The 19806-nt window shown below is 67.0% G+C and carries 21 protein-coding genes; 12 read left to right on the forward strand and 9 right to left on the reverse strand.

All coding sequences use genetic code 11. The annotated features are described in order from the left end of the window. Nucleotides 1-6: 6 nt before the first annotated feature. The 5 genes from C5E10_RS16160 (at nt 7) to C5E10_RS16180 (ending at nt 5361) form a co-directional block, all read left to right on the forward strand. Complete coding sequence (locus C5E10_RS16160; RefSeq protein ID WP_104332517.1) at nt 7-738, forward strand: SDR family NAD(P)-dependent oxidoreductase; 732 nt, start codon at nt 7-9, stop codon at nt 736-738. 137 nt (nt 739-875) lie between these two features. After that, the gene (locus C5E10_RS16165) at nt 876-2102 is read left to right on the forward strand and encodes an ABC transporter substrate-binding protein (RefSeq protein WP_104307327.1); all 1227 of its coding nucleotides are present in this window, start codon (nt 876-878) and stop codon (nt 2100-2102) included. Next, entirely contained in the window at nt 2099-3049 is a 951-nt protein-coding gene (locus tag C5E10_RS16170) for a carbohydrate ABC transporter permease (protein WP_104239918.1), read from the forward strand. The genes C5E10_RS16165 and C5E10_RS16170 overlap by 4 nt, the downstream gene beginning before the upstream one ends. Continuing rightward, a complete protein-coding gene (locus C5E10_RS16175; protein WP_104307326.1) occupies nt 3042-3920 on the forward strand; it encodes a carbohydrate ABC transporter permease in 879 nt (292 codons plus the stop codon). Before C5E10_RS16170 ends, C5E10_RS16175 begins: the two co-directional genes overlap by 8 nt. An 82-nt stretch (nt 3921-4002) precedes the next feature. After that, the gene (locus C5E10_RS16180; protein ID WP_104332502.1) at nt 4003-5361 is read left to right on the forward strand and encodes an alpha-L-fucosidase; all 1359 of its coding nucleotides are present in this window, start codon (nt 4003-4005) and stop codon (nt 5359-5361) included. A gap of 140 nt (nt 5362-5501) precedes the next feature. Here C5E10_RS16180 and C5E10_RS16185 read toward each other — a convergent pair whose 3' ends face one another. From C5E10_RS16185 to C5E10_RS16190, 3 genes are all read right to left on the reverse strand, one after another. Next, nucleotides 5502-6002, reverse strand: coding sequence for a MarR family winged helix-turn-helix transcriptional regulator (locus C5E10_RS16185; protein ID WP_104239921.1), 501 nt, complete (start codon nt 6000-6002; stop codon nt 5502-5504). A 21-nt stretch (nt 6003-6023) separates the two neighbouring features. Next, nucleotides 6024-6197 carry a hypothetical protein gene (locus C5E10_RS19220; protein ID WP_181058150.1) on the reverse strand — a complete coding sequence of 58 codons (174 nt, stop codon included), beginning with the start codon at nt 6195-6197 and terminating at the stop codon, nt 6024-6026. 129 nt (nt 6198-6326) lie between these two features. Further along, nucleotides 6327-7742: a CitMHS family transporter gene (locus C5E10_RS16190; RefSeq protein WP_104239922.1), complete on the reverse strand. Its 1416-nt coding sequence runs from the start codon at nt 7740-7742 to the stop codon at nt 6327-6329. 124 nt (nt 7743-7866) lie between these two features. Here C5E10_RS16190 and C5E10_RS16195 point away from each other — a divergent pair, with 124 nt between their 5' ends. Next, entirely contained in the window at nt 7867-8613 is a 747-nt protein-coding gene (locus C5E10_RS16195; protein WP_104332503.1) for a GntR family transcriptional regulator, read from the forward strand. 6 nt (nt 8614-8619) lie between these two features. On the opposite strand, the gene C5E10_RS16200 is transcribed toward C5E10_RS16195, so the two are convergent. After that, nucleotides 8620-8931 carry a putative quinol monooxygenase gene (locus C5E10_RS16200; RefSeq protein ID WP_104332504.1) on the reverse strand — a complete coding sequence of 104 codons (312 nt, stop codon included), beginning with the start codon at nt 8929-8931 and terminating at the stop codon, nt 8620-8622. 56 nt (nt 8932-8987) lie between these two features. Between C5E10_RS16200 and C5E10_RS16205 the strand changes: the two genes are divergently transcribed. From C5E10_RS16205 to C5E10_RS19320, 3 genes are read left to right on the forward strand one after another with little or no spacing between them, the layout of a single operon-like run. Beyond that, nucleotides 8988-10082 (forward strand): Ldh family oxidoreductase, encoded by a 1095-nt coding sequence (locus tag C5E10_RS16205; RefSeq protein ID WP_219820388.1) that lies wholly within the window; start codon nt 8988-8990, stop codon nt 10080-10082. Between the two features lie 29 nt (nt 10083-10111). Beyond that, complete coding sequence (locus C5E10_RS16210) at nt 10112-11485, forward strand: NAD-dependent succinate-semialdehyde dehydrogenase (RefSeq protein ID WP_104332505.1); 1374 nt, start codon at nt 10112-10114, stop codon at nt 11483-11485. Continuing rightward, the gene (locus C5E10_RS19320; protein WP_219820389.1) at nt 11482-12219 is read left to right on the forward strand and encodes a cupin domain-containing protein; all 738 of its coding nucleotides are present in this window, start codon (nt 11482-11484) and stop codon (nt 12217-12219) included. Before C5E10_RS16210 ends, C5E10_RS19320 begins: the two co-directional genes overlap by 4 nt. Before the next feature lie 76 nt (nt 12220-12295). Here the strand turns inward: C5E10_RS19320 and C5E10_RS16220 are convergent, their stop codons facing one another. Further along, entirely contained in the window at nt 12296-13045 is a 750-nt protein-coding gene (locus C5E10_RS16220; RefSeq protein ID WP_104332506.1) for an IclR family transcriptional regulator, read from the reverse strand. 174 nt (nt 13046-13219) lie between these two features. Between C5E10_RS16220 and C5E10_RS16225 the strand changes: the two genes are divergently transcribed. Further along, nucleotides 13220-14242: a VOC family protein gene (locus tag C5E10_RS16225; protein ID WP_104332507.1), complete on the forward strand. Its 1023-nt coding sequence runs from the start codon at nt 13220-13222 to the stop codon at nt 14240-14242. 166 nt (nt 14243-14408) lie between these two features. On the opposite strand, the gene C5E10_RS16230 is transcribed toward C5E10_RS16225, so the two are convergent. Continuing rightward, entirely contained in the window at nt 14409-15143 is a 735-nt protein-coding gene (locus C5E10_RS16230) for an SDR family NAD(P)-dependent oxidoreductase (protein WP_104332508.1), read from the reverse strand. Nucleotides 15144-15283: 140 nt separating this feature from the next. On the opposite strand from C5E10_RS16230, the gene C5E10_RS16235 reads away from it, so the two are divergent. Beyond that, on the forward strand, nt 15284-15526 hold the full coding sequence (locus tag C5E10_RS16235; protein WP_104301148.1) for a hypothetical protein: 243 nt from the start codon (nt 15284-15286) through the stop codon (nt 15524-15526). Nucleotides 15527-15541: 15 nt separating this feature from the next. Here the strand turns inward: C5E10_RS16235 and C5E10_RS16240 are convergent, their stop codons facing one another. Together C5E10_RS16240 and C5E10_RS19230 are read right to left on the reverse strand one after the other, a co-directional pair. After that, nucleotides 15542-16327, reverse strand: a complete 786-nt coding sequence (locus tag C5E10_RS16240) for an IclR family transcriptional regulator (protein WP_258071183.1) — start codon at nt 16325-16327, stop codon at nt 15542-15544. Beyond that, entirely contained in the window at nt 16324-16665 is a 342-nt protein-coding gene (locus tag C5E10_RS19230; RefSeq protein WP_104332509.1) for a hypothetical protein, read from the reverse strand. Before C5E10_RS19230 ends, C5E10_RS16240 begins: the two co-directional genes overlap by 4 nt. Before the next feature lie 53 nt (nt 16666-16718). Between C5E10_RS19230 and hutH the strand changes: the two genes are divergently transcribed. Next, nucleotides 16719-18329, forward strand: a complete 1611-nt coding sequence (hutH, locus tag C5E10_RS16250) for a histidine ammonia-lyase (RefSeq protein WP_104332520.1) — start codon at nt 16719-16721, stop codon at nt 18327-18329. Between the two features lie 224 nt (nt 18330-18553). Here the strand turns inward: hutH and C5E10_RS16255 are convergent, their stop codons facing one another. Then, nucleotides 18554-19360 carry a nitroreductase family protein gene (locus C5E10_RS16255; RefSeq protein WP_104332521.1) on the reverse strand — a complete coding sequence of 269 codons (807 nt, stop codon included), beginning with the start codon at nt 19358-19360 and terminating at the stop codon, nt 18554-18556. Nucleotides 19361-19806: the final 446 nt, after the last annotated feature.

Below are 19806 nucleotides of genomic sequence, written 5' to 3' on the forward strand. Positions count from 1 at the left end.
GGATCCATGCAGGGCCTTGTCGCGATCGTGACCGGCGGCTCCTCTGGGATCGGCGCCGCGATCGTGACGCGACTCCAGGAAGCTGGGGCGATCGCCGTGCCGTTCGATCTCGCGCCGAGCGAGGGAGGCGCCGTCGTCGACATCGGCGACGACGCGGCTGTGCGGGCGGGCGTGGAGTGGGTCGTCGAGCAGCACGGGCGGGTCGACATCGTCGTCAACAATGCCGGCATCAGCACGGTCGGGACGATCGAGACCAACTCCGACGAAGAGTGGCACCGCGCGTTCGACATCAACGTGCTCGGGGCAGTGAGGGTCACGCGAGCCGCGTTGCCACACCTGCGCCGCTCGCCCAGCGCAGCGGTGGTGAACACCTGCTCGATCGCATCGACTGCCGGCCTCCCACAGCGCGCGGTCTACGGGGCGACGAAGGGGGCGCTCCTGGCGCTGACGCTGCAGATGGCCGCGGACCACCTCGCCGACGGGGTGCGCGTGAACGCAGTGAACCCGGGCACCGCGGACACACCGTGGGTTCAGCGGCTGCTCGCCGACTCCGCCGATCCCGACGCGGCGCGCGCCGCGCTCGAGGCGAGGCAGCCACAGGGCAGATTGGTGGACGCCGACGAGGTCGCCGAGGCCGTGGCCTACCTCGCGAGTCCGGCCGCACGTTCGACAACGGGCACGAGCCTCGCGGTCGACGGCGGGATGGCCGGACTCCGCGTGTCGCCAGCCGCGAGTTGAACCGATGTTTACCCGCATTCCATCCAGAGAATTGACCCAAACTCACTCTTGACCATCTAAACATCGGATGATTAGATCGCCTCAGGCGAAGCTTCGGGGCCGCACGCCCCAACATCGCAACATCAAAGGAGATAACGATGAAGAGACGCACGAAGACTGCCGCCGCCGTCCTGGCAATCGGGTCGCTGGCCCTCGCAGGATGCGCGTCGGGAGACTCTGCCGAATCCGCTGACGGGCTCGTCTGGTCGATGTGGATCGGATCCACGGAAGACCAGACAGCCTGGCAGGCCGTCGGCGAAGCAGGAGCCGCCGCCTCAGGGGTGAACGTGACCTTGCAGGGAGCACCATTCGCCGACTACTGGACGAAGCTGTCCACGCAGCTCGGCACCTCCGCCGCCCCGTGCATCGTCTCGATGCAGAGCCTCCGCATCAACCAGTTCAACAGCGGCCTCCTGCCGCTCGACGACCTCATCGCGGGCTCCGACATCGACCTCGCCGAATTCGACCAGGGCGCCCTCGACGCGATGCAGGTCGACGGCCAGCAGTACGCGATTCCCTATGACACAGGCCCCATGGTGCTCTTCTACAACAAGGACGCCTTCGCCGCGGCGGGCGTCGCCGACCCGGCGCCCGGCTGGACCGCAGACGAGTTCGACGCGGCCACCGCGAAGCTCAAGGACGCCGGCCAGGTGGGCTTCGCTTCGACGGTCGAGGACCTCTTCCTCGAGAGCAGCGTGCTCGCCTACAACGGAGGCCGCGTCCTCGATGAGAACGGTGAGTTCACCTTCGACGACTCAGCCTTCGGCGAAGGAGTCGAATGGATCGCGGAAGCAGTCCAGGACGGTCGCGCGACAGTTGCCAACGGACCGGACAACACCGCGGACGACAACGCCTTCGTGAATGGCTCAGCCGCCTCCGTCGTCGGAGGCCCGTGGCTGCTGCTCGACTTCAACGCGAAGACGGACTTCGAGATCGGCGTCGCGACACTGCCTGCCGGCCCGAACGGCGGAGGCACCTTCTCGGCCGGCAGCGGCTTCGGCATCTCCTCGGAGTGCGCAGACCCGGAAGCCGCCCTCTCTGCCATCGCAGGCATGACCTCCGAGGAGGTGCTGACCTCGCTCGCTGAGCAGGGCCGCGCCTTCCCGGCACGCACCGCCGCGCAGCAGGTGTGGTTCGACAACGCCGGCATCGACGGCCTCCAGGAGGCCATGGATGCGGCGCTCGAGACGGCGATCCCCCTCCCCGGTTCCGCGAAGGGCGACCAGTTCAACCAGCTGCTCGTGCAGTACGGGCCGCAGATGGTGAACGGCGACAAGCCGGCGGATGAAGTCCTGCCCGAGATCGCGACGCAGCTCGGATCATGACGCTCACCACTGAACCGGAGGCGACGACGCCCGCGGTTCCCTTGACCACCGAGGCGAAGCGGGAGCCGGCGCCGCCGCGCAGGCAGCGCCCGAACCTGTGGGGGCCGGCATTCGCTGCCCCCCACGCGATCGGGCTCGGGCTCTTCACCTTGACCCCCATCGTCATCGCGCTCGTCATGAGCTTCCACGACTGGCCGATGATCGGCAGCCCGACGTTCACCGGCATGGACAACTTCCAGCGCCTGTTCGCCGACGAGACCTTCAGGGCCGCGTTCGGCAACACGCTCCTCTTCGTCGTCCTCTACCTGCCGCTGAACCTCATCGTCTCGATGGGCATGGCGGCATGGCTGTCGCCGCGGATCAAGGGGCGTCAGTTCTTCCGGGTGCTGTTCTTCCTGCCGACCGTCACGCCGATCGTCGCCAACGCGGTCGTCTGGCGTCTCATCTACGAGCCCGGCGGCACGCTCGACGCGACGTCGCAGACCCTCTTCGGGATCGAGCTGCCGAACTTCCTGGCCGATCCCAACTGGGCCATGGCCGCGATCGTCGTCATGAGCGTGTGGCAGGGGTTCGGCTACAACATGCTGGTGTTCTCGGCTGCCCTCGACTCGGTGCCCGAGAACCAGATCGAAGCCGCACAGCTCGACGGCGCCAACCCCTGGACGATCTTCTGGCGCATCCAGTTGCCCTTGATCTCGCCGTCGGTGTTCTTCGCCACGATCATGACGCTCATCACGTCGTTCCAGGTCTTCATCCAGCCCTACATCCTCACGAAGGGAGGGCCCGGAACCTCGACGCTGACGCTCGTGCAGTTCATCTACAACCAGGGCTTCACGTTCCAGCAGCTCGGGCTCGCCGCCGCAGCCGGCTGGGTGCTGTTCATCATGATCCTGGTCATCACCGCCGTGCAGTTCATCGGCCAGAAGAAGTGGGTGCACTATGAGTAGCGGCACCACCCAGGTCCGACGCAGGGCCGCAGTACCGAGCCGAGCAGGTCAACGCATCCGTTCCGCCATCGGCTACGTGCTGCTCGGGATCGTCACGCTCATCTTCATCTCGCCGCTTCTCGTGATGATCGGGTCATCCCTCAAGAAGCCGAACGAGATCTTCTCCACTCCCCCGAGCCTCTTCGGCTCGACCCTCGAATGGGGCAACTTCGTCGAGGTCTTCGAGTACGCCCCCTTCGGCCAGTACCTGATGAACGGCATGATCGTCGCCGTGCTCGGGACCGCGCTCACGCTCGCGGTCGCCGCGCTCTCCGGCTACGCGTTCTCTCGGCTCAAGTGGAAGGGACGCGGCGCCACGTTCGCCGTGTTCCTGGCGACCATGATGCTCCCGCAGGAGGTCATCATCGTGCCGGCATTCGTGCTCATGCGCTCGCTGGGGTGGGTGAACTCGTACGAGGCGCTCATCATCCCCTGGGCGTTCACCGCGCTCGGTGCCTTCCTGCTCCGCCAGTTCTACATGACGGTGCCGCAGGAGCTCGAAGACGCAGCCCGCCTCGATGGCGCCGGAACGGTGACGATCTTCTTCCGCATCATGTTGCCCCTCTCCCGGTCCACGCTCGCCGTGCTCGCGGTCTTCACCTTCATCACGTACTGGAACTCGTTCCTGTGGCCACTCATCATCGTCAACGATGTGAGCGCCCTCGGGACGATCCCGCTCGGACTCCAGCAGTTCTTCGGCCAGCAGGGCACCCAGTGGCATCTGCTCATGGCGGCGTCCGTCATCTCGATGCTCCCGACGACCGTCCTGCTCGTGGCGCTGCAGAAGCACCTCGTCCGAGGTGTCGTCACGTCCGGCATGGGCGGCCGCTGACCGCGACTCCCGTCACCCGCCGACGGCCCTCCCCCAACCCAACCAGGCAACAGCAACCGCTTCAGAGAGGAAGCCGCTTCCCATGGCAATGTTCAAGTCAGAGCCCGTCCGCCCAGAGGCCTACAAGAAGTTCGAACGCGAGACACCCGAGTGGTACCAGGATGCGAAGCTGGGCATCTTCGTGCACTGGGGACCTTACTCGGTGCCGGCCTGGGCCGAGCCGATCGGTCCGCTCGGGACGTTCGACGAGGAGTACTGGTTCCGGCACAACCCCTACGCCGAGTGGTACTACAACACGGTGCGCATCGAGGGCAGCACGGCGCACCAGCATCAGCAGGAGGTGTTCGACGGCGCCCCGTATGACGCGTTCATCGACCTGTGGAAGGCGGAGAACTTCGATGCGGGGGCGGTCATGGACCTCGTGAAGTCGACCGGGGCTCGCTACTTCGTCCCCACCACGAAGCACCACGACGGCGTGGCGCTGTGGGACGCTCCGGGAACCGGCGACCGCAACACCGTGCAGCGCGGCCCCCACCGCGATCTCGTCGCGGAGTTCAAGGACGCCGCCGAGGCTCGCGGCGTGAGGTTCGGCGTCTACTACTCGGGCGGACTCGACTGGCACTTCACCGACGCCGCCGTCATCGATGGCCCCATCGAGGGAGACCGACGCCCCGTCGACAAGGAGTACGCCGACTACGCGCACGACCACGTCGTGGACCTCATCGAGAAGTATCAGCCTGAGGTGCTGTGGGGCGACATCGAGTGGCCGGATGCTGGCAAGGCGCCAGGCGAGAAGAGCCTGGTCAACATCTTCGAGAAGTTCTACGCAAGCCGTCCGGATGGGGTCTCGAACGACCGGTGGGGCGAGACCCACTGGGACTTCCGGACCAGCGAGTACGAGCAGGGACGCGCCCAGGAAGGTGACGGCGCCTGGGAGAACTGCCGTGGCGTCGGGTTCTCGTTCGGGCACAACACGCTGGAGGACGAGTCGAACTCGCTCAGCGGCGTCGACGCAATTCGGAACTTCGTCGACATCGTGTCCCGCGGCGGCAACTTCCTCCTGAACATCGGACTCACGGCCTCAGGCGAGGTGCCAGAGCTGCAGCGGCACACGCTCGAGACGCTCGGGGCTTGGAACGCGGTGCACGGAGACGCCGTCTTCGGCTCACGCCCGCTGGATCCGATGCTCGGCGCAGAGAGCGACACTCCGTGGGTGCGGTGGACGCGCACGGGTGGCATCGCGAACGCCTTCGTGGATCTGCCTGTCGGCGAGACCGTCGCCCTCGAGGCGCTGTCCGATCGGCTCGACCTCGCGGGGGCGGAGGTCGTCGGCGCGACCTCCCGCGTCGACGGAGACACGGTGACGCTCGTGCGCGCAGACGGTGCCGTCGAAGGCCTCGTTCGCGTCTCCTTCCCGATCCGCGGTGACGCCGAAGCGTAGGCATCCACCGCGGATACCTCGACGCCGCCCGAAGCTGTCATCGCGATGGCCTCGGGCGGCGTCGTGGTGTCCGCCGTCACCTGCTGCCGCCTTGTGCCACCGAATGCGGAGGTCGTGCGCCGAAGGTCAGCCTCCAAGCGTCAGCTGTTCGACGACTCCCCGTCGACGACCGCGGTGACGCGGTCGAGGTACAGCGAGACGAGCTTCGCCTCCTGCGGGGAGAGGTCCTCTGAGAGGCTGCGGATCTGGCCGGAGACGGGGTCGATCTCGTCGGCATCGAGGTCGGTGTCGACGGGAACGATCATCTTGCGTCGACGGTCATCCGGGTCTGGCGCCGTCCGCACGAGGCCCGATTCGGTGAGGCGCTGCACGAGCATCGTCGCCGACGCGCTCGTGACGTCGAGCCAGTCGGCCAGCTCGCCGGGGCTCGTTCGCTTCCCCTCGCCGGTGCGCTCGAGGATGAACCGCATCGCGGACCGGTGGGTCTCGCTCAGCTCACCGGTCGCCTGGCGGCGCCGCCCGAGGCGCGCCTCCGCTCGGCGGAGTTCGTCGACGGCCTCCGAGGCCTCGTCCCCTGGAGTCGCGGAGGGGCGCTCACGCGTCGTCGAGTTCTGTTCGCGGTTCCTTGAGACGTCAGTCATGAGCTGTGGTCACCGGCCCGATCAGAGGAACGCGGAGACGGCGGCGATGCAGCCGACACTGAGCGTCGCGCCGATGACGGACAGGGCGAGGAACTCCTTCGGGAGCGTGCGTCGCTGGTACGCGTCCCAGTAGCGGTCCGAAGTGGAGCGCTTGGCTGACTTCTCAGAGGCGGAGGTGGGAGCGAGGGAAGTCATGTAGTTAGCCTAGCTACGTTCACGGAGGGCAACAAGGTGAGAACTCCCCACCCCGAGTGCGAACTGCAGCTCGAACCAGAACGAGCCACCGGCGCGCCAAGCACCGGTGGCTCGCTTCCGCAGCAGTCTTCAGAAGAGCTGGTACGCACCGATCAGGCCGCCCACGATGAGCATCACGAGCGCCACGAGGATGCCCCGCACGATGACCTTCTTGAAGTGGTCTCCGAGGTTGACGTTCGCAAGCCCGATGAGCAGCAAGAAGGAAGCCACGAGTGGGCTGGACTGATGCAGCGCCTGTCCAACGAGCCCAGCGCGCGCCATCTCGACGGGAGCGATCCCGTAGTGGCTCGCCGTCTCCGCGAGGATCGGAAGCACTCCGAAGTAGAACGCGTCGTTGGTCATGATGAACGTGAGCGGGATGCTGAGCAGCCCCGCGATGACGGGCATGAACGATCCCATCCAGTCCGGGATGATCGAGACGAGCCACGCGGCCATCTCGGTGATCATGCCGGTGCCGTTCATGATGCCGGTGAGGACGGATGCGGCGAAGACCATGCCGACGACACTGATCACACTGTCGGCGTGAGCTTTGATCTGCGCGGACTGTTCCTTGATCTTCGGGAAGTTCACGACAAGGGCGATACCGGCGGCGGCCATGAAGATAACGGCAGGCTCGACGACATCCATGACAAGCAGCGTCATGACGGCCAGGGTGAGGACGAGGTTGAACCAGATCAGCCTCGGACGTGCGTTGGGGCGGGTCTGGATGGTGCCGGTCTCCGTGACCTCACGAGCGAAGTCGTTCTCGATGACCACCGATGAGCCCGTCTTGGGCATTCCCTCTGCGGCGGCGATGCTGTGCACGAGCTGCCGGCTGGAGTTCTTGTCGACTGAGGGTGACACGCCGCCGCCTTCGCCGGGCAGGGACAGCCTGCCGATGCGCTTGCGCTCGGAACGGCCCAGGAAGTATGCGAGGACCAGCACGGTGACGACGCCCGCGAAGATCGCAGGGGCCATGGGGACGAAGATGTCGATCGGCGACACCCCAAGGGCCGCCGCGGCGCGAGCAGTCGAACCGCCCCACGGCACGGTGTTGAGGACACCGTTGGAAAGTGCCGCGACGACGGTGAGCACGACAGGGCTGAGCCCAAGACGCAGGTAGAGAGGCAGAAACGCCGAGGTGACGATGATGAAGGTGGTGGAGCCATCCCCATCGAGCGAGACGATGCTCGTCAGCAGCGCGGTCCCGATGACCAGACGCACCGGATCGTCCTTCACGAAGCGCAGGATGAGTCGGATCAGTGGGTCGAAGAGGCCGACGTCGATCATCGTCCCAAAGAAGATGATTGCGAAGAACAGCAGTGCCGCGGTTGGTGCGAGCTTGAGCAAAGACTCGATCACCATGTCACCCATGCCGAGGCCAGCCCCAGTGAACGCCCCGAAGATCAGGGGGACGAGGATGAGCGTGGCGATGGGGGTCGCCCTCTTGCTCATCACGAGGTACATGAAGACGGCGATCATCAGAAAGCCGAGGACTACGAGCATCGTTGCTCCTCATTGTCGATACGGGGACTCTAGGTCGCCTGCGGTTGCTCAACACAACCCAGCCAGGCTAGGTACACGGAGTATATACACACAGGTATACCTATTGAGAACCTAATATGTACCCATGGTCGAAATCACGCAACCCCGTTCAGCTGATTCATCTGCCGGTGCGGTGCCGGAGCAGCTTGCGAAGACCGAGCGCGTGTATCGCCACCTGCGTGAGGACATCGAGAACGGGACATTCACCCCTGGGCAGGCGTTGCCCGAGGCGATGCTTGTGGAGCACACCGGTGCTTCACGCACGCCGGTACGTGAAGCACTCCGGCGGCTGGCAGTGGATCAGCTCGTCGAGATCGAGCCCCGACGCGCCCCGACGGTGACGCGGCTCTCGTTGCGAAGCGCCCGAGCACTGTTCGACTATCGACGCATTCTTGAGCCGGCGGCGATGAAGGCGATTGCTGCACGGCAAGTGAAAGACCCGGCGCTGAGCGTGCGATTTCTCGACCTTGAAGCGGCATTCGCCGAGCTCGTGGACGAGCCATACTCCCCGGAGTTCGCAGCCCGTTTCGCCGAGTTGACCCGCAAGTTCGATGACACCGTGGTGTCGCTCACCTCGAACGACTACCTCGCTCGAGCGATCACGGAGCTTCGACCGCACGCTTCCCGCCTGCGGAGAATTGCCCATGCCGACGTCGGCCGTCTCGCGGAGTCCGTACGAGAGCACATCGAGATGTGCCGCGCCATCGCGCAGGGCGACGGAGACAAAGCCGCGGCCGCCTGCATGAACCACCTCTTCCACGTGGATCAGGCGATTTTCACCGCCTTGCTCGACTCCACCCGCCCTGACGCGATGGTGGACATCGACGGCTGATCGCCGTCAGCGACTCGTGATCGCAACGAAGCGGTCGCCAGTCGTGATGACCTGCGAGCCGGGGACGAGGGCTCGAGCCGCCACATCCTTCCAGGTCGCATAGTGCGCCGCACGACGGTGCTCGAGGGTGAAGGCGACCTCGTCGCGGTAGATCTCGTAGAACCCGTACTGACGAGCCTCTCGGTCGATCTCGATGACATCGAAACCCAGGCAGCCGACCTCGTCGCGCACGGAGGCCTCCGCGTTCTCCCTGATCGCTGCCAGGAATTCGCTGACGTGTTGTTCCTGCACTTCAACCGTGACCCAGACGCTGAACATGTACTCTCCCTCTTGCTAGGTATACCTGAAGGTGTACCCTAACTCATGCACCAACGATGGTGCTGGTTCCGAGAGGTCGAAGAATGCAGACGATAAGCCCCCAGGGAGTTCGCGTTGAAGCCGCGGTGTGGCGTGTTTTCGCGTCGAGTGTGCTCCAGTTCCACCACTTGAAGGAAGCCGACGCTGATCTGGTCGCGGACAGCTTGGTGCAGGCCGATATGTGGGGGCATCAGTCGCATGGGCTGCTGCGCCTTCCCTGGTACGTGGCTCGCCTGAGAACCGGAGCGATGCAGGCCTCCGCAACCCCCACGACGCTCGTGGACACGGGCAGTCTCCTCCTGATCGATGGGCACGATGGAGTTGGACAGGTCCTGACTGAGCGTGCACGCAAGGAGGCCGTGACTCGGGCTCGCGTGCATGGCATCGGCGCCGTCGGCGTTCGCAATTCGAACCACTTCGGGACGGCCATGTACTTCACCCGCCGCGCGGCGCACGACGGTTGCGTCTCCATCCTGACCACCAATGCGTCCCCGGCGATGGCGCCGTGGGGTGGCCGCGAGAAGCGTGTGGGCACCAACCCATGGTCGATCGCGGCACCGAATGGCGACGGTGTGATCTCGCTCGATATCGCGAACACCGCCGTGGCGCGCGGGAAGATCTACCTTGCCCGCCAGCGGGAAGAGCCGATTCCCTCCACTTGGGCGCTCACGCCGGACGGTGCTCCGACCACTGACGCTGGCGAAGCCGTACACGGCGTGATCTTGCCTATGGCTGGCCACAAGGGATACGCCATCAGCTTCATGATGGACGTGCTTTCCGGCGCGCTCACGGGGAGCAAAGTTGGCCGGAGCGTCCACGGGCCGTACGAGGCGGACAAGCCCTCCGGGGCTGGGCACCTCTTCCTCGCCATCGACGTCGCAACCCTGGGCTCCCCGGACGAGTTCCAATCCAGGGTTCAGCAGATGATCGACGAGGTCCACGACACCCCGCTCGCGCAGGGGCATGAACGCATCTACTACCCCGGCGAGATCGAGGACGAATCGGCAGCAGCGAACGCCGCTGCTGGCGGCATCATCCTCCCCGCGAACACCTGGGACGACCTGGCGGAACTCGCGAGCGAAGCGCGCATCGCGCTCCCCCACCGCAGCTAACTCACTTCAAAGAAGAACGGAAGAGAACAATGCCTACCGCTATCAACCCGACGACCGGCCAGAACATTGCCGACTACCCGCTGCACACCCCTGAGGACGTTGACCGCGCTCTAACCGCAGCGGTCACCGCGCAGCGGACCTGGCGGACGACACCCCTCGAAGAGCGCACGCAGCTGCTCACTCGCATCGCCGGGACACTTCGCAGCGGTGTCGACGAATACGCGGCACTCATCACCGATGAGATGGGAAAGCCCATCGCTGAGGCGCGCGGCGAGATCCTCAAGTCCGCCAAGACCCTCGACTACTACGCCGAGCACGCGGCGTCGTACCTTGCATTCGAGGAGATCGAGTCGAACGCCACAACCTCCGGCGTGGAGTTCGATCCGCTCGGCGTGGTCCTGGCGATCATGCCCTGGAACTACCCGTTCTGGCAGTTCTTCCGCTTCGCAGCGCCCGCCCTCGCTGCTGGCAACGGCGCGATCCTCAAGCACGCCAACAACGTCCCCGGCAGTGCTCTCGTCATCCAGAAGATCATGGACGAGGCCGGCACCCCAGCCGGACTCTTCTCGACGCTCATCATCAACGCGTCCGAGGTCAAGGGCATCATCGAGGACGAGCGCATCGCCGCGGTCACCCTCACCGGCTCTACCGAAGTCGGCGCACTCGTCGCCGCGCAGGCGGGCAGCGTCCTCAAGAAGCAGGTCCTCGAGCTTGGCGGCTCCGACCCCTTCATCGTGGCAGCAGATGCAGACCTCGAGGCCGCATCCACTGTTGCCGTCAGCTCCCGCTTCAACACCACCGGGCAGTCCTGCGTCAACGCGAAGCGCTTCCTCGTGGACGAGAGCATCGCGGACGAGTTCGTGAGACTCTTCACCGAGAAAGCTGCTGCTCTGGTCGTTGGAGACCCTCGCCGCGAGGAAACGCAGATCGGCCCCATGGCACGTGGCAACCTCCGAGACGCTCTGCACGAGCAGGTCGAGCGCACGCTCGAGTCCGGGGCAACGGCGCTCATCGGAGGCGCGATCCCGGACGGCCCTGGCTACTTCTACCCGCCAACGATCCTCGACCACGTCAAGCCGGGCAGCGCCGCGTTCGACGAAGAGACCTTCGGCCCCGTCGCTTCCGTCACTCGCGTCGCCAACATCGATGAGGCCGTCGAGCTCGCAAACTCCAGTGAATACGGGCTCGGGGCGACGATCTTCTCTCGCGACGTCGACGCTGCTCGAGCCACCGCACGACGAGTTGACTCGGGAGCCGTGTTCATCAACGGCCAGGTCGCCTCCGACCCGCGCCTGCCCTTCGGCGGCATCAAGCGATCCGGCTACGGGCGCGAGCTCTCCGGATACGGCATCCGCGAGTTCGTGAACGTCAAGACGATCTGGATCGGACCGGTCAGCGAATGAGCCCCATCAGCTCCTACCAGCCCCATGTCTTTCGACCGGAAGAGCTGCCCTCAAAGAATCGCGGCGGTGGTGCACGCACCATCCCCCTCGTCACCTACGGCCGAGGCGCGACTTCCTTCCTCAACGGCATGACGATCTTCGACCCCGGCGCCCAGATCGGCCACCACACCCACAACGTCGCCGAATCCGTCATGGTCATCGAAGGCCGCGCCATCGTCGACATCGACGGTGAACGCTCGGAGCTCAACACCTTTGACACCACCTTCGTGCCCGCGAACATTCCCCACCACTTCGAGAACATCTCGGCCACCGAGCCCATGAGAATCCTCTGGACCTACGGATCGATCGATTCCACACGCACGCTCATCGACAGCGGTGAGCACGGGCGAATCGACGGGGAATCGGCCGACAGCGCTGGCCCCTCCGGTCTCGACTCTGTCACCGAAGTCGCGACCTTGAGAGTCCATGACGGACACCAGGCGGCGTTCGAGCGCGCCGTCGCAAGAGCAGCCCCCTTGTTCCAGCGAACTGCCGGTGCGCGCACCTTCGCGCTCGAATCTGTCGCAGAGGACGCCACCGAATACCGGCTCATCGTGCGATGGGAGTCCGTCGACCACCACATGGTCACCTTCCGGGATTCTCCCGAATTCCAGGAATGGCGAGCCCTCGTGGGCGAACACCTCGCCGAGCCGCCTCGCGTCGAGCATCTCAAGAACGTCTTGACGGCGTTCTAACTCCCGGTCTGCTTTGTGGTGCACGCCCCGTCGTGCCCGAGCATGTGCACCACAAAGCTCCCGTCGGGGGCTGTCCCTAACGCCCGAGCGCACCCGAGATCCCACGCGCCGCCATCCGCACCCCGAGTGCGAACTGCGGCTCGGCGAGCCGCTCGACGTGCGCGATGATCGACACCGCCGCGACGACCTCGCCGTGCGCATCCACCACCGGAGCGGCCATCGAGAACGCACCAGGCGTCATCTCCTCGACCGACCTGGAGAGGCCCGTCGCCCGGATCTCCGCGAGCCGCCGCCGAAGCGCCTTCTCCTCGGTGATCGTGTTCGGCAGGTACTGCCGCGGCTTCGACGCGACGACCTCGTCGAAGACCTCGATGGGCGAATGCGCGAGCAGCACGAGCCCGACACCCGTCGCATGCAGGGGCAGGCGCGTGCCGACATCCGAGATGACCCGCACCGCGTTCGGGCTCGAGATGCGCTCGAGGTACACCGCGCCGAGGCCATCCCGCACCGCGATGTGCACGTTCTCCTCCGTCGCCTCCAGGAGATCCTCGAGATACGGCCGCGCGATGGCGCGCAAGCGCTCGACCGTCGTCCGCCGCGCCCCGAGGCGCCACAGCTTGATGCCGACCCGGTAGGTGCCCGAGTCCGTGCGCTCGAGCCCGCCCCACTCGGTCCAGGATGCGAGCATGCGGTGCGCCGTCGACACCGGCAGGTTCGCCGCCGCCGCGACCTGCGTGAGCGTCAGCTCCTCACGAGCCGCGAACGCGTCGACGATCGCGAACAGCTTCTGCGCCACGCTGCGCTCGTCACCACCGCCACCGGACATGCCGCAATGGTAGCCGCGGGCGGACCATCCACATCGATGATGCTCGCCATCATGAACTTCAGCTTCCCTGATATGTGGGTTCGGAACGAAAGTGGTGTTGTGCCCGAGACGGCACAGGCAAGCCGCGGCCGAGAACCGCCACAGACGCACCGCACCAGACGAAAAGGATCGACGATGATCAAACTGCTCTCCCACCTCTCGCACATCGAGATCGCGACGCCAGACGTCGAAGCCTCGGTCACGTTCTACGAGAACGAATTCGGCCTGCGCGTCGTCGCACGCGAAGACGGCAAGGTCTACCTCCGCTCGTGGGGCGACTACTACACCTACAGCCTCGTCATCGCCGAAGGCCCAGAGGCCGCCCTCAACGTCATGGGCTGGCGCACCTCCAGCGCCGAGGCACTCGACGAGGCGGCCAAGCGCATCGAAGCCGCCGGCGTGAACGGCGAATGGGCAGACCGCAGCGTCGGCCACGGCAAGTCGTACACCTTCACCGGACCGTACGGACACACGATGGAGCTCTACTGGGACGTCGAGAAGTACCAGGCAGACGCCGAGCACGCCTCCGTCTTCCCCGACCGCCCCGAGAAGCGCTCGAAGCACGCCGTCGGCCCTCGCCAGCTCGACCACGTCACCGTCGCCGCCTCCGACGTTCGCGGCTTCGCGAAGTGGTACAACGAGGTCCTCGGCTTCCGCATCATGGCCTACACGGTGCTCGACGACCACCCCGTCACGGTCTTCTCCGTGCTCACCACCAACGAGAAGTCGCACGACCTCGGCGTCGTCCTCGACAGCTCGTCGCGCCCCGGCCGCATCAACCACTACGCGTACTGGGTCGACACCCGCGAGGAGCTCCTCCAGGGCGCCGACGTGCTCATGGAGAACAACATCCCCATCGAGTACGGCCCCTCCATCCACGGCATCGGCGAGCAGAGCTTCCTCTACCTCCGCGACCCAAGCGGCATGCGCATCGAGGTCAACACGGGCGGCTACCGCAACTACGTCCCCGACTGGGAGCCCAACGACTGGAAGCCCTCCACCGGCTCCAACAACCTCTACCGCAACGGCGCCATGCCGATCTCGATGACCGAGTCGTTCCCGCCGGACGCCGGACGCCCCACCGCGACCGAAGAGGGCATCCTCCCCGGAACCGAAGAGGCCATCCTCAACCCGTACGCAGTGCAGGGCCGCGGCTAGATCACTCCGCTCCGAGCAGTGCCCAGCTCGTCGGCTGCTCCACCGGCGAGCTGAGCACCGCACTCGCACGATCCGCGCGGGCCCCCGCATCCACCAGGTTCCTCCTTTCCTGGTTACGGATGCGCGGGCCCGCGTCTGCGCGAGATCGAGTCTGCCCGTGCGCGCGTCAGCGCTTCGGCAGGGCGACCCCGGTGACCTCGGCCAGCTCCGCGATGAGGCGCGCACGGAAGTCCGCGTCACGCACACCGCCCGCCGGCTGCTGCTCGGCGCCGTGGTGCCAGTAGCCGCCCGTGACCTGCAGGCTCGGGTCGACCGCCAGACGCTCCTGCGTCTCATGGCCGAGATCGAAGTCATCTGGCGCCCCTGACCCGCCCATCTTCGTCGCCACCCAGCCGGGGTCGACGGAGTTGGCGAGCACGCGCGGAGCCCACAGCTCGGCGACGCCCGCCGAGAAGGCCGCGACGAGCAGCTTCGTATCGGAATAGCTCGCCGTCACGGAACCACCCGACCAGTCGAGCCCCGCGAGCTGTGCCACGCCGTCTCGGTGCATGCTGCTGCTGAGGTAGACATGCCGGCTCGGAGTCGTCAGGAGAGCCGTGCAGAGATACGGCGCGACAACGTTGACGGGCAGCAGGCTCGGCCCCGTCAGCACGCCGGCGTTGTGGATGACCGCGTCGATGGCCCGCCCCTCGTTGAGTTCGTCGGTCGCGTCGAGCACCGCGCCGCGGTCGGCGAGGTCGGCGATCACCAGATCCGCGCCGCGGTCGGTGAGCGCCGACACGGCCTCCGCCCGAGCCGCGCTCCGCGCGTGCACGATGACCTCGTGCCCCTGATCGAGGAGCGACTCCGCAGTCGCGTATCCGAGGCCGTCGGTGGAACCGGTGATGAGGATGCGTGTCATCGCCCCATCCTCACACCCCGACGGCTCAGCGCGTCCAAACTCCGTCGGGGCCCGGCGCAGGAGGTATATTCACTGGCAACTGAAGCGGTCGGCTCCGTCGCCGTGACCCCCATCCGCTTCCCTGGCCTGAAGAGACGAACATGACACGACAAGAAGTTCTCGCCCTCGGATACCTCATCGCGGGACTCGCGCTCGGCGTGATCGCCGTCATCGCAGACCTCATGGGCGGACCCGCCTACCTGCACGCCCTCACCTGGGTCGGCGGATTCGCCGGCGGCTACGGCCTGATCACGATCATCAAGAGCGCGCGGCAGCGCAAACGGCACCCGCTCGGGACCAAGGATTACGAACCGGACACGAGCAACCCGCCGCACCTCACCTGAGTCCCCGCGGCCGGGCTACCCGCCGAAGATGCGGCGGGTGATCTCGGCCGCGGACCCCTCGAGGAGCAGCCGCAGGCTCGGCTCATCCTGAGGGCGATCCTCCGACCAGGTGACCGCGATCGCAGCCGCCGGCCACCCAGTGTGGTCGAGCACTGGCATCCCCATCGAGCGCATCCCCACCGACACCTCGCCGTTCTCCGACGCCGGCGACCCGCTGCGGACCCCGTCGAGCACGGCCCGCAGCTCACGCGGAGTCCTCGGACCGCGGCCCGTGCGATCCGCGAATGAGGACGCATCCGGGAACAGCGCACGCACCTGCTTCTGCGGCAGGGCCGCGAGCATCGCGCGACCGGACGCGGTGAGGTGCGCCGGCAGACGCACCCCCACGTCGGCGACCAGAACCGGCCGACGTGGTGCGCGCTCGTCGACGATGTAGAGCACATCCCGGCCGCTCATCACCGCGAGGTGCGCGCTCTCCCCCACCTGGTCGACGAGGTCGGCGACCACCTGGTGGCCGACACGCGCGAGCGGCTCCTGCCGCGCATATCCGCCAGCCAACTCGAACGCGGCCGTGCCGAGACCCCAGCGACGCTCGCCGCGCAGATGCACGACGAAGCGGTGCTCGAGCAGCGTCGTCAGCAGGTGGTAGACGCTCGAGCGCGGGATACCGAGCTGTGTCGCGATCGTGCTCGCAGCAACCGGCCCCCGCTGGCGACTCAGGAAGCTGAGGATGGCGAGCGTCTGCTCGGCCGCCGGCACCTGGGCGCGGCCGGCAGCAGCCTTGCCGCCTGCCGCCGTCACGCGGCCATCCCGGCAATGCCCTCGAGCGACTTCCGCTCGGCCGCGCGCGTGTCCGACATCAGTGCGAAAAGCGGCCCGACCCGCGCCAAACGCCCTCGGACGGCAGCTATTGCACTCAAGTTGGTCAGGCGCGCCGGCGACTCCGCCGGGTTCGTCGCGTCCGCCAGGCACAACTCCCGGGCAGCCGTGACCGACATCAGTGCAAAAGACGGCCCGGAACGCCGGCTAGGGCAAGAAAGCACCGGATGAGCACTCATGTTGGACACCGAGTCGACCGTCGGCAGCGCACGCACGAACTGGCCGGCCAGCGCGGACCTACTGTCTGGGATCACAGACACCGAGTGTCCTCCCCGCGCTGACAATGCGCAACGGGTGGGGTGGAATCGAGGTCATGAGCACACCCGCATCCGCCGCAGGCCGCACCTCGTCCAACCCCGCCGAGCTCGGCTCGGGCCAGGCCGCACCGCTCGGGCCCGTCACCCTCGGCCTTCACCCGCTCGAGCCTGCGGAGGTCGTCGCTGTCGCGAGGCATGGCGCGCGCGTCGACGTCGCACCGGCCGCGCTCGCCGAGGTGGCTCGCACCCGCGACCTCATCGAACGCCTCGCCGATGACCCGAACCCGCACTACGGCATCTCGACGGGCTTCGGCGCGCTCGCGACGAAGTTCATCGCGCCCGAGCGGCGCGTGCAGCTGCAGGCGAGCCTCGTCCGCTCGCACGCGGCTGGTACCGGGCCGGAGGTTGAACGCGAGGTGGTCCGAGCGCTGCAGCTGTTGCGCCTGCAGACCCTCGCGACGGGGCGAACCGGCGTGCGGCCCGTGGTCGTCGAGACGTATGCCGCCATGCTCAACGCTGGCATCACCCCGACCGTGCGCGAGTACGGCTCCCTCGGCTGCTCGGGTGACCTCGCCCCGCTCTCGCACCTAGCTCTCGCCGCGACCGGTGAGGGCACGGTGCGCGACGCGAGCGGCACCGAAGTGGATGCGGGTTCGGCACTTGCGGCCGCCGGCATCGAGCCGCTTGTGCTCCGCGAGAAGGAGGGCCTCGCGCTCATCAACGGCACCGACGGGATGCTCGGGATGCTGCTGCTCGCGATCCACGACATCCGGATGCTGCTCACGACGGCCGACCTGGCCGCCGCGATGTCGGTCGAGAGCCAGTTCGCGACCGATGCCGTCTTCGCCGCCGATCTGCAGGCGCTGCGCCCGCAGCTCGGCCAGGGCGAGTCCGCCGCGAACCTGCGCCGATTCCTCGCCGGATCCCCCATCGTCGCCAGCCACCGCGGGCCTGAGGACGGCCGCGTGCAGGACGCCTACTCGCTGCGCTGCTCACCCCAGGTCCACGGCGCTGCCCGCGACACGGTGGCGCACGCCGCGCTGATCGCCGGGCGGGAGCTCGCATCCGCCGTCGACAATCCGGTCGTGACGCTGGATGGTCGGGTCGCGTCGAACGGCAACTTCCACGGGGCGCCCGTCGCGTACGTCCTCGACTTCCTGGCCATCGCGGTCGCCGACGTGGCCAGCATCTCCGAGCGCCGCACCGACCGCGCCCTCGACCCGTCCCGCAACCGTGGGCTCCCGCCGTTCCTCGCGCACGAGGTCGGCGTCGACTCGGGCCTGATGATCGCGCAGTACGCGGCCGCGGGCATCGTCTCGGAGCTCAAGCGGCTCGCGGTGCCGGCGTCCGTCGACTCGATCCCGTCATCGGCCATGCAGGAGGACCACGTCTCGATGGGCTGGGCTGCAGCGCGCAAGCTGCGCCGCGCCGTCGACGGGCTCGGGCGGGTGCTCGCCATCGAGGTACTCACCGGATCCCGCGCGCTCCAGCTCCGCGCTCCCCTCGAGCCTGGCCGGGCCACCGGCGCCGTCCTCGGCCTCGTCTCCGCCGTCTCCGAAGGGGCCGGTCCCGACCGTTTCCTGAGCCCCGAGATGGAAGCCGTCGCCGAGCTCGTGCTCGCGGGAGAGGTGGCGCGGACAGCTCTGGCGAACTCCAGCACCGCCTGACCGCGCGGCGCGGCGCGACGAACGCGACGAGCGCGACGAGCGCGACGAGTCCACTCACCCAGCGCTGGACCTGCCCCCGATGCCAGCAGCGGCCCGGGCCCCGGCTGACCCGGCGCATGGCCCGCTCATCCGCTCACCCAAACTCTCGGGATGGAAAAGTCACTTCGTGCTGGAGAACTTCCCCGAACGAAGTGACTTCTCCATCCCGAGAGTCGGCGCAAAGCCTACGTCGTCGGCGCGGCCTCGTCCCACCCTCGCTGCGGCGTCTCGCACGTGTCGCGGAAAACGTACTGCGAGGGCAGCTTGCGCTGATGCGACGACCAATCGATGGCGGGGCGGCGCTGCTCCTTGGGGAGGTAGCCGAGGCGGTAGACGGCCATGAGCTCGAACTCGTCCGGCACCTTGAGGAGATCGACGATCTTGTCCCACTGCCCCGGCACCTCCATGGGGAACGACACGAACTGGATGCCCATCCCGATCTCACCCGTGGTGAGCCAGATGTTCTCCATCGCCGCCCCCATGCTGAACACCGAGTAGAACGAGGACAGCTCCCCCGGCCGATACTCGGCGCGGTCGAGCATCACACCGAGCAGCAGCGGTGAGCCCGCGACGAGCTTGCGGTTCTCCTCGCCGAGCGTGTTGGGGACGCGCAGCGAGTTCATGAGGAACTGGCCGCGCTTCGTGAACACCTGGCTCGTGAAGGGCCGGAGGGGCGCGGGGAGCTTGTCGAACAGCATCCCGTCTCGCCGCTCCTCCATCTCCTGCTTGCTGAAGCGGAAGTACGGCTTGTACCGCTCGAAGAACGTGCCGTTGCTCATGGCCGTGGTCATGCTCTCGCCGCTGATGCTGGCGATCTCCTCGATCGTCTCGCGCGCTTCGACGACCACGAACCGCCAAGGCTGACTGTTCAGCTGCGATGGGGCACGGCCGGCGACCTCCATGAGGAGGCGCTGATGCTCCTCGCTGACGGGGTCGGGGAGGAACGGGCCGTTGGTGGTCTTGCGGCGCCGCAGGACGTCGAGGAATTCCATGCGCTGAGTCTGGCGCATCCGCCTGAAACGTATGCCCGAGCCTGCGGCGGACCTCGGGGGGGGCAGAAAGTCCACTCCCTCAGCCTGATGCCGAAGATCCGACCGCAGTGCGCCGAACGCACGAAGCGGGCCGCAGACCGCAGAACGTCGCCCGCAGACCGCAGAACGTCGCCCGCCGAACGCGGAATGCCGAGTACCGCCCGCTGACTGCTCATCGCTCATCGCTCATCGCCGATCGCGGACCCCCAGCAGATCGTTGCCAGTCGAAGTGCCGCCGGGCTCGCCTCTTCGACGACCAGTGCCGGTCAAAGTGCCGCTCGCGTCTCCGCCAGAGAGGCCGTTCCGCTGGCAGTGATTCGGCACGGCGGCACTTCGACTGGCAACGATCTGCTGGGGGTCCGCGATCGGCGATGAGCGATGAGCGATGAGCAGTCAGCGGGCGGTAC

The organism is Pseudoclavibacter sp. RFBG4, from assembly GCF_002931515.1.
Taxonomy (GTDB): domain Bacteria; phylum Actinomycetota; class Actinomycetes; order Actinomycetales; family Microbacteriaceae; genus Pseudoclavibacter.

Bases quoted from the DNA above. Each gene is read 5' to 3' on its own strand.
- C5E10_RS16160 (WP_104332517.1), top strand. From the start codon at position 7: ATGCAGGGCCTTGTCGCGATCGTGACCGGCGGCTCCTCTGGGATCGGC.
- C5E10_RS16165 (WP_104307327.1), top strand. From the start codon at position 876: ATGAAGAGACGCACGAAGACTGCCGCCGCCGTCCTGGCAATCGGGTCG.
- C5E10_RS16170 (WP_104239918.1), top strand. From the start codon at position 2,099: ATGACGCTCACCACTGAACCGGAGGCGACGACGCCCGCGGTTCCCTTG.
- C5E10_RS16175 (WP_104307326.1), top strand. From the start codon at position 3,042: ATGAGTAGCGGCACCACCCAGGTCCGACGCAGGGCCGCAGTACCGAGC.
- C5E10_RS16180 (WP_104332502.1), top strand. From the start codon at position 4,003: ATGGCAATGTTCAAGTCAGAGCCCGTCCGCCCAGAGGCCTACAAGAAG.
- C5E10_RS16185 (WP_104239921.1), bottom strand. From the start codon at position 6,002: ATGACTGACGTCTCAAGGAACCGCGAACAGAACTCGACGACGCGTGAG.
- C5E10_RS19220 (WP_181058150.1), bottom strand. From the start codon at position 6,197: ATGACTTCCCTCGCTCCCACCTCCGCCTCTGAGAAGTCAGCCAAGCGC.
- C5E10_RS16190 (WP_104239922.1), bottom strand. From the start codon at position 7,742: ATGCTCGTAGTCCTCGGCTTTCTGATGATCGCCGTCTTCATGTACCTC.
- C5E10_RS16195 (WP_104332503.1), top strand. From the start codon at position 7,867: ATGGTCGAAATCACGCAACCCCGTTCAGCTGATTCATCTGCCGGTGCG.
- C5E10_RS16200 (WP_104332504.1), bottom strand. From the start codon at position 8,931: ATGTTCAGCGTCTGGGTCACGGTTGAAGTGCAGGAACAACACGTCAGC.
- C5E10_RS16205 (WP_219820388.1), top strand. From the start codon at position 8,988: ATGGTGCTGGTTCCGAGAGGTCGAAGAATGCAGACGATAAGCCCCCAG.
- C5E10_RS16210 (WP_104332505.1), top strand. From the start codon at position 10,112: ATGCCTACCGCTATCAACCCGACGACCGGCCAGAACATTGCCGACTAC.
- C5E10_RS19320 (WP_219820389.1), top strand. From the start codon at position 11,482: ATGAGCCCCATCAGCTCCTACCAGCCCCATGTCTTTCGACCGGAAGAG.
- C5E10_RS16220 (WP_104332506.1), bottom strand. From the start codon at position 13,045: ATGTCCGGTGGCGGTGGTGACGAGCGCAGCGTGGCGCAGAAGCTGTTC.
- C5E10_RS16225 (WP_104332507.1), top strand. From the start codon at position 13,220: ATGATCAAACTGCTCTCCCACCTCTCGCACATCGAGATCGCGACGCCA.
- C5E10_RS16230 (WP_104332508.1), bottom strand. From the start codon at position 15,143: ATGACACGCATCCTCATCACCGGTTCCACCGACGGCCTCGGATACGCG.
- C5E10_RS16235 (WP_104301148.1), top strand. From the start codon at position 15,284: ATGACACGACAAGAAGTTCTCGCCCTCGGATACCTCATCGCGGGACTC.
- hutH (WP_104332520.1), top strand. From the start codon at position 16,719: ATGAGCACACCCGCATCCGCCGCAGGCCGCACCTCGTCCAACCCCGCC.
- C5E10_RS16255 (WP_104332521.1), bottom strand. From the start codon at position 19,360: ATGGAATTCCTCGACGTCCTGCGGCGCCGCAAGACCACCAACGGCCCG.